General features: G+C 69.6%; 8 protein-coding genes. 1 reads left to right on the top strand and 7 read right to left on the bottom strand.

What is annotated here, in order from left to right:
* Positions 1-760: 760 nt before the first annotated feature.
* The 4 genes from DEJ24_RS15675 to DEJ24_RS15660 all read right to left on the bottom strand — a co-directional run bounded on the left by DEJ24_RS15675 (position 761) and on the right by DEJ24_RS15660 (position 4,425).
* Positions 761-1,762, bottom strand: coding sequence for an aldo/keto reductase (locus DEJ24_RS15675; RefSeq protein WP_111079416.1), 1,002 nt, complete (start codon positions 1,760-1,762; stop codon positions 761-763).
* 139 nt (positions 1,763-1,901) lie between these two features.
* A complete protein-coding gene (locus DEJ24_RS15670; RefSeq protein ID WP_111079414.1) occupies positions 1,902-2,468 on the bottom strand; it encodes a TIGR03086 family metal-binding protein in 567 nt (188 codons plus the stop codon).
* 478 nt (positions 2,469-2,946) lie between these two features.
* Positions 2,947-3,507 carry a YceI family protein gene (locus tag DEJ24_RS15665; RefSeq protein WP_110903219.1) on the bottom strand — a complete coding sequence of 187 codons (561 nt, stop codon included), beginning with the start codon at positions 3,505-3,507 and terminating at the stop codon, positions 2,947-2,949.
* 102 nt (positions 3,508-3,609) lie between these two features.
* Positions 3,610-4,425 (bottom strand): hypothetical protein, encoded by an 816-nt coding sequence (locus DEJ24_RS15660; RefSeq protein ID WP_146245999.1) that lies wholly within the window; start codon positions 4,423-4,425, stop codon positions 3,610-3,612.
* A 598-nt stretch (positions 4,426-5,023) separates the two neighbouring features.
* Between DEJ24_RS15660 and DEJ24_RS15655 the strand changes: the two genes are divergently transcribed.
* Positions 5,024-6,028, top strand: coding sequence for an aldo/keto reductase family protein (locus DEJ24_RS15655; protein ID WP_111079410.1), 1,005 nt, complete (start codon positions 5,024-5,026; stop codon positions 6,026-6,028).
* A gap of 97 nt (positions 6,029-6,125) precedes the next feature.
* Here the strand turns inward: DEJ24_RS15655 and treZ are convergent, their stop codons facing one another.
* From treZ to glgX, 3 genes are read right to left on the bottom strand one after another with little or no spacing between them, the layout of a single operon-like run.
* Positions 6,126-7,880, bottom strand: a complete 1,755-nt coding sequence (gene treZ, locus DEJ24_RS15650; RefSeq protein WP_111079408.1) for a malto-oligosyltrehalose trehalohydrolase — start codon at positions 7,878-7,880, stop codon at positions 6,126-6,128.
* Positions 7,877-10,390 (bottom strand): malto-oligosyltrehalose synthase, encoded by a 2,514-nt coding sequence (gene treY / locus DEJ24_RS15645; RefSeq protein ID WP_111079406.1) that lies wholly within the window; start codon positions 10,388-10,390, stop codon positions 7,877-7,879. The genes treZ and treY overlap by 4 nt, the downstream gene beginning before the upstream one ends.
* Entirely contained in the window at positions 10,387-12,798 is a 2,412-nt protein-coding gene (glgX, locus tag DEJ24_RS15640) for a glycogen debranching protein GlgX (RefSeq protein WP_258374858.1), read from the bottom strand. The genes treY and glgX overlap by 4 nt, the downstream gene beginning before the upstream one ends.
* Between the last annotated feature and the right edge of the window lie 39 nt (positions 12,799-12,837).

Genomic DNA, 12,837 nt, shown 5'->3' with positions numbered 1-12,837 from the left:
GCACCCGCCCGCCGCAGGCGCCGCCGCTCCGAGCCCCCGCTCCCGCACCCCTCAGGCTGCGCCTGCGGCGAGACGAGCGCCTGCGCCTGCGGCGGGCGGGGTGGCTGCGCCTGCGGCGAGACGAGCGCCTGCGCCTGCGGCGAGCGGGCGGATCTGTGCGGAGGCCGCTCCCGTCACCCGGGCTTTCCGCCCGCTCGCCCTGGGGACGGACCGATGAAGGGGTCACGCAGTCTCTCTCCGGCGAGCGGGCGGAATCGCCATCGCACCCGGCCTGGAGTCCGGCATTCTGCCCACTCACGCTCCGTGCTCGGCTTTCTCGGACCTCCCGGCGTCTGGGCGGCGGGGCCGACTCCGCGGTGGTCCGGGCTGCAGGCTTGCGGCGGGGCCGGCGAGTGGGCGAACCTGCGGGGTATGACGCCGGGACGCACGGTATTCGGCCCGCTCGCGTCGATGGTCTCGGTCGCGAGCCGAGGTGTTGGGCCACGCGTGCGAGGGCGGGTGTCCGGACGGTCCTGCTGTCGGCGAGCGGGCGGATCTGAGCGGCACCGCCCGCGAGTCATGCGGCATCTCGCCCGCTCGCGTTACCGGGAGACAACGGACGGGCGGGGAAACGGCGTGCGCCTCGATGAGTGGGCGTAATCACACGACAGGTCGAGACGGTGCGCCAGGTGTTCCGCCCGCTCGCCGGGCGGGGGCGGGGGAGACGGCGGACGGGAGGCGCGGTGCCAGATGGAACCGTGCCTCCCGTCCGTCGGGTGGGTCAGAAGCCGGACGGCACCCGCGGGGTGTAGGCCTGCTCGAGTCGCGTGACTTCGTCGTCGTTCAGTTCGATCGCCGTCGCGGCGACCGCGTCGTCGATGTGGTGCTCCTTCGTCGCGCCGATGATGGGTGCCGAGACGGCCGACTTCCCAGCGACCCAAGCGAGGGCGATCTGCGCCATGCTCGCGCCGCGCTCCTCCGCGACCTGCCCGACCGCTTCGACGATCGCTCGGTTCGCGTCCTCGTCCTGGCGGTACAGCGTCTTGCCGAATTCGTCCGTGTCAGACCGTGAGCCGGAACCCTGCGCGTCCCAGGGGCGGGTGACCTTGCCGCGGGCGAGCGGGCTCCACGGGATGACGCCGACGCCGGTGTGGGCACAGAACGGGTGCATCTCGCGCTCCTCCTCACGTTCGAGGAGGTTGTACTGGTCCTGCATCGCGACGAACTTCGTCCAGCCGTTGCGCTCCGCGACGTGCTGCATCTCGGCGAACTGCCACGCCCACATGCTCGAAGCACCGATGTAGCGGGCCTTGCCGGACTTGACGACGTCGTGGAGTGCCTCCATCGTCTCCTCGACCGGGGTGAGCGGGTCGAAACGGTGGATCTGGTACAGGTCGACGTAGTCGGTGCCGAGGCGTGTCAAGGACGCGTCGATCTCGTGCATGATCGCGACACGGGACAGCCCCGCGCCGTTGCTGCCCGGACGCATGCGGTTGAAGACCTTCGTGAAGACCTGGACCTCCTCACGGGGAGCGAGCTCCTTGAGGAGTTCGCCGGTGATCTCCTCGCTGCTGCCCGCGGAGTAGACGTTCGCGGTGTCGAAGGTCGTGATGCCGGCGTCGAACGCCCGGCGGACGAAGGGGCGGGCATCGTCGATGCCGACGCTCCACGCGTGCGAGCCCTTCGTCGGATCGCCGTAGGACATCATGCCGAGGATGACACTCGAGATCTCGAGGCCGGTGTTGCCGAGGCGGACGGTGGGGACGGTGGGGGTGTCGGACATACGGGGTCCTTCCGTGGCGGAGCGCTGGTGGGGTCGTGCGTGCGTGCGTGCGTGCGTGTGTGTGTGTGTGTGTGTGTGTGTGTGTGTGTGTGTGTGTGTGTGTGTGCGTGCCCGTGAGCGGGCCTTCCGGACCGGTGTGTCAGGCGGAGACCCGGGCATCTCGCCCGGTCACCGCGAGCAGACGCACCTGCAGAGGAGCATCGTCGTCCACCTGCACTGGAGCCGCGTACAGCCCGGTCGCCGCGAGGGACTGGATCTGCGGTTCGAAGTGCGTCCACACCGCGTCGACGAGCTCGTCGGGCAGGCGCTCGTCGCTCCCCGTCGCGCGGGCCAGGTCCCACGTGTGGATCGTGATGTCGCTGGTCTGCTCCGCGAGGTACTCGCCGGCCTGCACCACGTCGGTCGACAGGTGCACGGGCGTGTCCTTCGGTGCGCGCTGCCAGGCTTCGATCGCCGCGCTCGAGTGCCGCTCCCACTCAGCGAGGAGGTCATCGCCGATCGGCTCCAGGTCCGCTTCGGCCTGGGCGTAGTCGCAACCGGTGAGGAGCTTGGGGATCCAGCGCTGTTCATCCACAACGTGTGCGACGAGATCGCGCGTCGTCCACTCGGAGTCGGGGGTGGGAGCGTCCCAGTCGGTGACGGCGGCGACGCGGCGGCCGAACTCCGCGACGGCGAGGGTCTGCAGCGTGATCCAGTCGGTGGACATCGGGGTGCTCCTGTTCGTCGGCGAGCGACATTCCGACGACCGCGTCGGACGTGCTTCGTGTGCAGCGGTGTTGCTTGCAACCCTGGGACCGAGGGGCGGATTCCCCCGGGGTGGGCCAGAGCGTTCCTCACGGTACCGCTCCAGTCGGTCGGGAGGCGCTGGGGCGGATGGCGCGGAGCTCCCTGCTCGTGATGGGCGCGCGGGCGACGGGTGTGGCGGGCGAGGGGGCGCCTCGGCGGCGAGTCGGCGGCTGAGCGGGCGGCTGAGCGCTCGGTTCCGCGTGCGCGCTGCGCGCTGCGCGCTGAGCGGGCGGAATCCCCGCTGGATCCGGGAGAACGCCCTGGTGTTCCGCCCGGTCGGCAGGGAAGACGCACCCATCCATCCACGGGCGCGACCACGAAAGCGAACGCTCGAGCCGGTCCAGGACAGCACGAAGCCCCGACGCCGAGGGCGCCGGGGCTTCGAGAGGGCGGAGAGGTCAGGCCGCCTGGAGGACGAACTGGACGTCGAGGTTGATCGTGACGTCGTTGCCGAGCGTGAAACCGCCGGCTTCGAGGGCTGCGTTCCAGTTCACGCCGAACTCGGTGCGGTCGATCTTCGTCGTCGCCTCGGCACCGAGCTTGACCTGACCGTAGCCGTCGGTGATGACGCCGCCGAACTCGGTCTTCAGCGTGACGGGCTTGGTGACGCCACGGAGCGAGAGTTCGCCGTCGATGAGCATGTCGTCGCCGTCCTCGCGGATGCCCGTCGAGCGGAACGTCATGTGCGGGTGCTCCTCGGTCAGGAAGAAGTCACCGGTCGCGAGGTGCTGGTCGCGCTGCGCCTGATTGGTGTTGATGCTCGAGACGTCGATCGAGGCCTCGAGGGTCGTGTCGAGGGGGTTCTCGGCGGTCACGAGGGTCGCGTCGAACTTCTCGAACTTGCCCTTGACCTTGCTGATCGCGAGGTGACGGACGGAGAAGCTGACCTCGGAGTGGGTCGGGTCGAGCTTCCAGGTGCCGGTGACGTAACCGGGGATGGCGGAGGCGTTGAGAGCCATGGTGTGTCCTTCTTCGAGCGATGAGTCATGGGCGGGCGCGAGATTTCATGCACCTGCATCGAACCTGATGGTAGCCCATTCTGCACCGCTTTGGTTGAAGCGTCAACCATTGTTCACCGAGGTGTTGTTCTTCGGGCGGTGCCGGCCCGTTCGGCCGGCGATGAGGAGACGACGCATCCGCGCGACGAAACGGTCGGCGGTCGGACCGACGTCATCTGCGGTCGCCCGCACCAACCACCAATCGTCGTCCTTCAGCAGTTCACCCCTGGTCAGGTCCTTCCGGAACGTCGCCGGGTCGGTCCGGTGGAGGTCGCTCTCGTACTCGATCGCGACACGAGCATCGGGATATGCGAGGTCGACGCAGGCGACCCACCGTCCGTCCACCACCACGTCGTGGTTGAGGACGGGTTCCGGGAGACCTGCGCGAGTCAGGAGGAGCCGCATCCGCGTCTCCCCAGGCGACCGCGATCCAGCCCGGATCTCGGCGAGGGCTGCCCGGAGCTTCACGACGCCGCGACAGCCTCGCCGCCGACGCACGGCCGCGGCCAGTTCGGGGAGCGTCGACCAACCGAGCCATCCCACCAAGGCGTCCCCAGCCACGATGAGTTCGTCCAGCGACAGGAACGAGGCGAGCGCGGTGAAGGTGTCGGCCGGATGCGTCAGCTGGACACCCCTGGTCTGGACGACCCGTACCGAACCCGCCTTGGCCCGGTGCCCCACCGACCCACGGACGCGGAGCGCCTGGTCCGTCCCGATGGTGATGACGTGCAGTCGCGGATCACGTTCGATCCGGCGGGGCAACGGCACGCCGAGGAGCATCGCGGCGGTCGTGTGGCTGAAGACCTGGTCATGGCGCAGCCGAGGAGCGAGTGCCCGCGCGAAGGCGTCCGGCGTGTGCGGTTGCTCGGCACATCGCACGCCGTGGAACGGACGTCGCAGGTCGCGGGCATCGAGCCGGCCGCGTGGAACGCCCATGTGGAGCGCGCGACGCACTCGGAACGGCGTCCGACGCAGGGCCGGGGGGAGCGGGGTCCTCGGAGACATGGGTCCATGGTGCGAGCCGCACCGGAGCGCCGGGGCCAGACCGGGCCTCCAGTGTGGACAGGGCCGGGCGTCGGCCGGATGTGCAGGACGGGACGCAAGCTCGCGAGCGGGCGGAACCACGGGTGTGCGGCATGGGCTGCCCCGGCGTTCTGCCCGATCGTGGGGAGGGTGGCACGGGCCTGGCATCTCGCCCGCTCGCGCCGCCCTGACGCGGGGAGGGTGCTACCGGGGGCCTGGCATGTCGCCCGCTCGCGGGGAGGGCGCCACCGGGGGCCTGACATATCGCTCGCTCGCGCTGCCCGCTCGCGCTGCACGCTCGCGCTGCCCGCTCGCGCTGCCCGCTCGCGCCACCCGCTCGTGCTGGCGCAGGGTCAGCGCAGCCGAGGGTCGAGCGGAGGAACGGCGGAGCCGACTGCACACAGGTACTGCCACGGCCTCCCGCGTGCGCGCTCACTCCAGTAGCGTCGCACCCATGGAATTCAGGTACCTGGGCAACTCCGGACTCAAGATCTCCGAGATCACCTACGGCAACTGGCTGACGCACGGCTCGCAGGTCGAGAACGACGTCGCCACACAGTGCGTGCGGGCAGCGCTCGACGCTGGCATCACCACGTTCGACACTGCGGACACCTACGCCAACACGGCAGCAGAGACCGTCCTCGGCGAAGCACTCAAGGGTGAGCGTCGTCAGTCCCTCGAGGTCTTCACGAAGGTCTACTGGCCGACCGGCCCGATGGGGCACAACGACGTCGGCCTCAGCCGCAAGCACATCATGGAGTCGATCAACGGCTCGCTCGAGCGTCTGCAGACCGATTACGTCGACCTGTACCAGGCCCACCGCTACGACTACGAGACCCCGCTCGAAGAGACCATGCAGGCCTTCGCGGACGTGGTGCGTCAGGGCAAGGCGCTGTACATCGGCGTCAGCGAGTGGTCCGCCGAGCAGATCCGTGCCGGTGCTGCCCTCGCGAAGGAACTCGGCTTCCAGCTCGTCTCGAACCAGCCGCAGTACTCGATGCTGTGGCGCGTCATCGAGGGCGAGGTCGTCCCCGCGTCGAAGCAGCTCGGTCTGTCGCAGATCGTGTTCTCGCCGATCGCTCAGGGCGTCCTCACCGGCAAGTACAAGCCGGGCCAGCCGCTGCCCCAGGGCTCCCGCGCCACGGACGAGAAGGGCGGCGCGGACATGATCAAGCGGTACATGCGCGACGAGGTCCTCGAGGCCGTCCAGCGTCTCCAGCCGGTCGCTGACGAGGCCGGGCTCACCCTCGCCCAGCTCGCCGTCGCCTGGACCCTGCAGAACGAGAACGTCGCCTCGGCGATCGTCGGTGCCTCGCGTCCATCACAGGTCGAGGACAACGTGAAGGCAGCAGGCGTGAAGCTCGACGCCGACACGATGGCTCGCATCGACGAGGCCCTCGGGGACATCCCGGAGCGCGACGCCTCGAAGAACGTCTCTCCGACGCAGCGTCCCGCCTGAGCGGAACGCACCGCCTGACGGACGGGAGGCCCGGTACCAGCTGGTACCGGGCCTCCCGTCCGTCACGGGGCTGAGCTGCGTCAGCCAGCTGACCTGGTCAGCGCACCACCACGAGCCCTCGGCCCGCGAAACGGACGCCGTCGGTGTCGAAGTCGGCGTCGCCGAAGCTGAACAGCACCTCGCCGGTGGCACCGACGAGCGGGACCTCCGCAGGGTCGTCGGACAGGTTGACGACGACGTGGACCGGTGCTGCCGTCGGGCCGAGTAGCCCGCGGGTCAGCACGAGCCATCGCTCGTCCTCGCTGAAGCGGACGGCGTTCGCCTCGTAGCGGTGGTCGACGAACGCCTCGTCGGTGCGCCGGAGGGCGACGAGTACCCGGTAGGCGTTGAGGATCCGTGCTCCACGCTCGGACTCGACGTCAGACCAGTCGAGCTTGGAGTTGGTGAACGTCGTCGGGTCCTGCGGGTCGGGGACCGTGGACTCGTCCCAACCGTGCTCGGCGAACTCCTTGATCCGGCCCTCGGCGGTGACCTTGCCGAGTTCCGGCTCCGGGTGCGAGGTGAAGAACTGCCACGGGGTCGTGGCGGCGAACTCCTCACCCATGAAGAGCATCGGGGTGAACGGGCCGAGCAGCGTGAGCGCTGCGGCGATGACGAGACCTTCGTCCGACACGGTCGCGGCGAGACGGTCACCGGCGGCGCGGTTGCCGATCTGGTCGTGGTTCTGGTTCGCCACGACGAGGGCTGTCGTCGGCGACGTGCCGCGGTCGATCGGCCGACCGTGACGCTTGCCGCGGAAGGACGACCAGGTTCCGTCGTGGAAGAAGCCCTGTTCGAGCACCTTCGCCAGGGCGGTCAGCGGGGCGAAGTCGGCGTAGTAGCCGTTCGTCTCCCCGGTGACGGCGACGTGCACGGCGTGGTGGAAGTCGTCCGACCACTGGCCGGCGAGCCCGTACCCGGAGGCCTCGCGCGGGCGGAACATGATCGGGTCGTTGAGGTCCGATTCCGCGATGAGCGACAGCGGCTTGCCGGTGAACGACGAGAACGCGTCGGTCTCGCTGGCCATCTCGGCGAGGATGTGCGGTCGCGTCGTGTCACGGATCGCGTGCACGGCGTCGAGTCGCAGACCGTCGACGTGGTGGTCGCGGAACCACATCCGGACGTTGTCCAGGACGTACCGGCGGACCTCGGGCTCTTCGACGTTGACCGAGTCGCCCCAGGTGTTGGCCAGCCCCTGCACGAGGTACGGGCCGTAGAGCGGCAGGTAGTTCCCGCTCGGACCGAGGTGGTTGTACACGACGTCCTGGATGACGCCGAGACCGAGGGCGTGGGCGCGGTCGACGAAGCGGTCGTAGGCATCCGGACCGCCGTAGGGAGCGTGCACGGCGTACCACGCGACCCCGTCGTAGCCCCAGTTCCACTCACCGTTGACGCCGTTCACGGGCAGCAGCTCGACGAACTCGACCCCGAGCTCGACCAGGTGCTCGAGCTTGGCGGCAGCGGCGTCGAGGGTGCCCTCTGGCGTGTAGGTGCCGACGTGCATCTCGTAGATGACGCCGCCGCGCGCCGGTCGGCCGGTCCAGGCGTCGTCCGTCCATGCGAAGCGTGCCGGGTCGACGACCTCGGACGGCCCGTGGACGCCCTCGGGTTGGAAGCGGCTGCGCGGATCGGGGCGGACGGACTCGTCCTCGTCGATACGGAAGCCGTACCGGGCTCCGACGACGGGGAGGACCTCGTCGGTCGTCCACCAGCCGTCGTCCCCGCGGGTGAGCGGGTACTCGGTGCCGTCGACGACGAGGCGGACGTTCTCGGGCTCGGGGGCCCAGACGCCGTAGCGGTCGGGACTGGTCATGCGTGACCCTCCAGGATCTCGACCTCAGCCTGCGCGTCGGTCTCGGTGTCTTCGGTGCTGGTGGTGGTGTTCGCGGCGGTGGGGTTCGTGCTGTCGGACGTGCTCGTGTCCGTGGCGTCGTGACCACCGCCGTCGACGACGTCCGCGGGCACGAGCAGTGCGACGGGGAAGTCGGTGAGGACCTCGTCGAGCAGGAGGTCACGGTCAGCCGGGAAACGCCTCCCGGTCAGCAGGTCCACGCGCTCGACCGGCACGACGTGCAGGAGCGTGTCCGCCCATCCGCCGACGGCCCGGAGGCCCAGGGGCAGTCGCGTGGCGACCGTCACAGCCCCGCCGCGGTCGAAGGCGACCACGTGGTCCGCTGCGGGGCCGGTGGCGTCGAGCGGGACGTACCGGGTGAACAGCTCCGGGTGGTCGCGACGGACGCGGAGTGCGCGGCTCGTGACGAGGGTCTTCGCGACGGCACCCAGGTCGATGCCGGGCAACGCGTCGGGGCCGTCGTCGTCGGCACCGTCGAGCCAGGCGAGGACGTGCCGCCGTTCGGCGTAGTCGACGGGCCGCCGGTTGTCGGGGTCGACGAGCGAGCGGTCCCAGGCCTCGGTGCCCTGGTAGACGTCCGGGACGCCGGGCGCCGTGAGCTGCAGGATCTTCGCGCCGAGACCGTTGGACCAGCCGGGGGCGTCGATCTGCTCGTCGAGGGCGTCGAGCTCGGCGACCACGGCGGGGTCGTCGAAGGCGGCGTCGACGATGGCGTGCATCTGCCGCTCGAACGACTCGTTCGGCTCGGTCCACGTCGTGCTGTCGCCGGCCTCACGCGACGCCTTCTCGGCGTAGGCGTGCAGACGCTCTCGTGAGGCCGGGCGCGCTCCGACGATCGCCTGCCAGAGCAGGTTGGCGAACACCCCGTCCTCGAGCGGAGCGAGCGCGTTGAGACGGTCGAACGTCGCTGTCCACTCCTCACCGAGTTCAGCGAGGACCGCGATGCGAGCACGGGTGTCCTCGCTGCGCTTCGTGTCGTGCGTCGTCAGGGTCGTCATGGCGTGCGGCCAGCTGGCGAGACGTTCACGCTGTGCGGCGTGGAACTCGTCGAGGGTGACCGAGAACACGCTCGGGTCGCCGCCGACCTCGCTGAGGGACGACAGGCGCGAGGTCCGGTAGAACGCGGTGTCCTCGACGCCCTTGGCCATCACCATGCCGCTGGTCTGTTGGAGGCGGATCGCGGCGGCGTTGTCCGCATCGCACAGGGCCGGCGCGATGCGGTCGATGACGTCGGCCAGGTCCGGGCGGGCTTCCGCAGCGACCTCGAGTGCCTCGATCAGGTGGTGGATGCCCTCCGGCAGGTAGGTGCGGTAGACCTCGAAGCTCGCCACGATCTCTGCGACAGCATCGACGATCCGGTCCTCGGAGACGGACACGGAGGTGGCACCGCCCTGCACGGCCGGGTCGACCACCAGGAGGCGCGCCAAGCGTCGGACCTCACTGTTCAGGATGCCGTCGGCGATCCCACGGCGGGTCCGGTGCGTCAGGTCCTGCCACGACACGTGCTCGCCGCGCAACCGGTCCTCGAGCGCCGTGAGGGGCGCTTCGCCGGCGGGGTCGACGAACACCCGGTCGATGAACCCGAGGGCGTCGTAGCCGGTCGTCCCGTCCACCGGCCAGGACGACGGCAGCAGTTCGCCCGGCTCGAGGATCTTCTCCACCAGCGTGTACGCACCGCCCGTCAGGTCGGCGAGGTCGTCGAGGTACCCAGCCGGGTCGTAGAGGCCGTCCGGGTGGTCGATGCGCAGACCGTCGACCAGGCCGTCGCGGAACCAGGAGCCGATGACCCCGTGCGAAGCGGCGAACACCTCGGGCTCCTCCACACGGATCGCTGCGAGCGTGTTGACCGCGAAGAACCGGCGGTAGTTCAGCTCGGAGTCGGCGCGCTTCCAGTGGACGAACTCGTAGTGCTGTCGGGCGTGCACGGCCTCGACGTCGTCACCGTCGTGCACGGTGCCGGGAGCTGTCGGGTACTCGGTCTCGCCGACGAGCAGACGCGGGGCCTTGCCGTCCGGGCTCCCGGCGTCGAGGGTGACTGCGTCGAGCAACCGGTCGTCGAGCACGGGGACGCGGATCCGGCCCTCCCCGGCAGCCCAGTCGATGTCGAACGCCCAGGCCACGGGCGACTCCTGGCCGTGCTCGAGGAGCGACCACCACCACGGGTTCACGGCCGGGGTCGCGACGCCGACGTGGTTCGGGACGACGTCGACGAGGACGCCGAGTCCCGCGGCGTGTGCTGCTTCGGCGAGGGCGCGGAGCGCGTCGTCGCCGCCACGCTCGGTGTCGACGTGTGTGTGGTCGACGACGTCGTACCCGTGACCGGAGCCGGGCTCCGCCTGCAGCACGGGGGAGAGGTAGAGCCAGTCGGCACCGAGGTCGCGGACGTAGTCGACGACGTCCTGCGCGGCGCTCAGGTCGAACTCGGCGGTGACCTGGAGACGGTATGTCGAGGTCGGGTTTCGGCGGGTCATTCGGTGTCCCCAAGGGTGTCGTGATCGGTCTGGGTACGGGGGACGGCGGGTGCGTCGCCGTCGGGCGAGAGCGCCCCGGGTGCCGGGGTGTCGCTGGGCACGGCTGCGTTGTCGTCGGTGTCGGTGTCGGTGCCAGTGCCGGCGGACGCCGGCGCCGTCGCGTCCGGCGCCGCGCCGACCTCGGATCCGGCCGCCCCGACGGCGCTCGGCGCGGCTGATCCGGCCGGGTTCGTCGGGGTGGCGGCCGGGTGCTCCGGCTCGTCCTCGTGTGCCGTGTCGACCGGGGTGCGCTGGATCTCGTGCTCGGGCTCCGCGCGGAGGACGATCATCGAGCGAGCGGGGACGTCGAGAGCGTCCCCGGCTTCGAGGACCTCGTCCCGCGCTCCGGGTTCGGCGGTGTCGATGCGGACCGTCCACCCGGGGGAGTACTCCTCCGGAGGGAGCGTGAAGGTCACGACGCCGTCGTGCGCGTTGAAGTACGTCAGGAAGGCCACGTCGGTGACGCGCTCGCCGCGGGCATCTCGTCCGCGGATGCCCTCACCGTTCAGGTACATCCCGACGCTCTTGCCGAACCCGGAGTCCCACTCTTCGGGCTGCATCGCGTCGCCAGCCGGGGTCAGCCAGACCACGTCAGGCAGCGGTTCGCCCTCACCACGGCGCACCGGTCGACCGTTGAAGTACCGGGTCCGTCGGAAGGTCGGGTGGTCATGCCGGAGCTTCACGACGTCGGCGGTGAACTGGATCAGCTCGTCGTCGGCGGTCGCCCAGTCGATCCAGCTCAGTTCGGAGTCCTGCGCGTAGACGTTGTTGTTGCCCTGCTGGGTGCGGCCGAGTTCGTCGCCATGGGCGATCATCGGCACACCCTGACTCAGCAGGAGCGTGGCGATGAAGTTGCGGCGGCGCTGCAGTCGGAGTGCGGTGACCTCCGGGTCGTCGGTGGGGCCTTCGATGCCGGAGTTCCACGAGCGGTTGTGGCTCTCGCCGTCGTTGTTGTTCTCGCCGTTGGCGTCGTTGTGCTTCTCGTTGTAGGCCACCAGGTCGTACAGCGTGAAGCCGTCGTGGGCCGTGATGAAGTTGATGCTCGCCTTGGGCGTGCGGCCGTCGTGCTCGTACAGGTCCGCGGATCCCGAGATGCGCGATGCGAACTCGCCGAGGGTGGAAGGCTCGCCCCGCCAGAAGTCGCGCACGGTGTCGCGGTACTTGCCGTTCCACTCCGACCACTGCGGCGGGAAGTTGCCCACCTGGTAACCGCCGGGGCCGACGTCCCACGGCTCGGCGATGAGCTTCACCTGCGACACGATCGGGTCCTGCTGCACCAGTTCGAAGAAGGCGGAGAGCCGGTCGACCTCGTAGAACTCCCGGGCCAGGGCTGCGGCCAGGTCGAAGCGGAAGCCGTCGACGTGCATCTCGGTCACCCAGTAGCGGAGGGAGTCCATGATCAGCTGCAGCGAGTGCGGGTGCCCGACGTTGAGCGAGTTGCCGGTGCCCGTCACGTCCATGTAGTACCGCTTGTCGTCGTCCATCAGGCGGTAGTACGCCGCGTTGTCGAGACCGCGGAAGGACAGCGTGGGGCCGAGGTGGTTGCCCTCGGCGGTGTGGTTGTAGACGACGTCGATGACGACTTCGATACCGGCACGGTGCAGTTCGCGCACCATCGTCTTGAACTCCTGCACCTGCTGCCCGCCGTCGCCCGAGGACGAGTAGTGCGAGTGCGGCGCGAAGAACCCGATGGTGTTGTAGCCCCAGTAGTTCGACAGCCCCTTGTCCTGCAGCGTCGAGTCGTTCACGAACTGGTGCACCGGCATGAGCTCGAGCGTCGTCACGCCCAGTCGCTTGAGGTGCTCGATGACGGCCGGGTGTGAGACGCCAGCGTAGGTACCGCGCTGCTCTTCGGGAACGTCGGGGTGCGTCTCGGTGAGGCCCTTGACGTGCGCCTCGTAGATGACGGTCTCGCCGTAGGGGATGCGGGGTGCGCGGTCGCCCTGCCAGTCGAAGAACGGGTTGATGACCACGCCCTTGACCATGTGGGAAGCCGAGTCTTCGTCGTTCGTCGAGTCCGGGTCGCCGAACGTGTACGAGAAGAGGGACTGGTCCCAGTCGATGTCGCCGCTCGTCGCCTTCGCGTACGGGTCGAGGAGGAGCTTCGCCGGGTTCGAGCGGACGCCGTTCGTCGGGTCGTACGGGGCGTGGACGCGGAAGCCGTACTCCTGCCCCGGGCCGACGGTGGGCAGGTAGGCGTGCCACACGTGGGCGTCGACCTCGACGAGTCGGACTCGTTCTTCGGTCCCGTCGGCATCGAACAGGCAGAGCTCGACCCCTTCGGCGACCTCGCTGAACACGGCGAAGTTCGTGCCGCTGCCGTCGTAGGTCGCGCCGAGCGGGTAGGGGTTGCCGGGCCAGGTGTGCAAACGTGCCTCCAGAAGGAATGAACTGGGCCAACGTATCGG

This window comes from Curtobacterium sp. MCPF17_001 (assembly GCF_003234615.1).
Classification (GTDB): domain Bacteria; phylum Actinomycetota; class Actinomycetes; order Actinomycetales; family Microbacteriaceae; genus Curtobacterium.
Note: the sequence above shows the minus strand (reverse complement) of the source record. Positions and strands in the feature narration are given on the sequence as shown.

Coding starts and splice junctions, on each gene's coding strand:
- DEJ24_RS15675 (WP_111079416.1), bottom strand. CDS start 1,762: ATGTCCGACACCCCCACCGTCCCCACCGTCCGCCTCGGCAACACCGGC.
- DEJ24_RS15670 (WP_111079414.1), bottom strand. CDS start 2,468: ATGTCCACCGACTGGATCACGCTGCAGACCCTCGCCGTCGCGGAGTTC.
- DEJ24_RS15665 (WP_110903219.1), bottom strand. CDS start 3,507: ATGGCTCTCAACGCCTCCGCCATCCCCGGTTACGTCACCGGCACCTGG.
- DEJ24_RS15655 (WP_111079410.1), top strand. CDS start 5,024: ATGGAATTCAGGTACCTGGGCAACTCCGGACTCAAGATCTCCGAGATC.
- treZ (WP_111079408.1), bottom strand. CDS start 7,880: ATGACCAGTCCCGACCGCTACGGCGTCTGGGCCCCCGAGCCCGAGAAC.
- treY (WP_111079406.1), bottom strand. CDS start 10,390: ATGACCCGCCGAAACCCGACCTCGACATACCGTCTCCAGGTCACCGCC.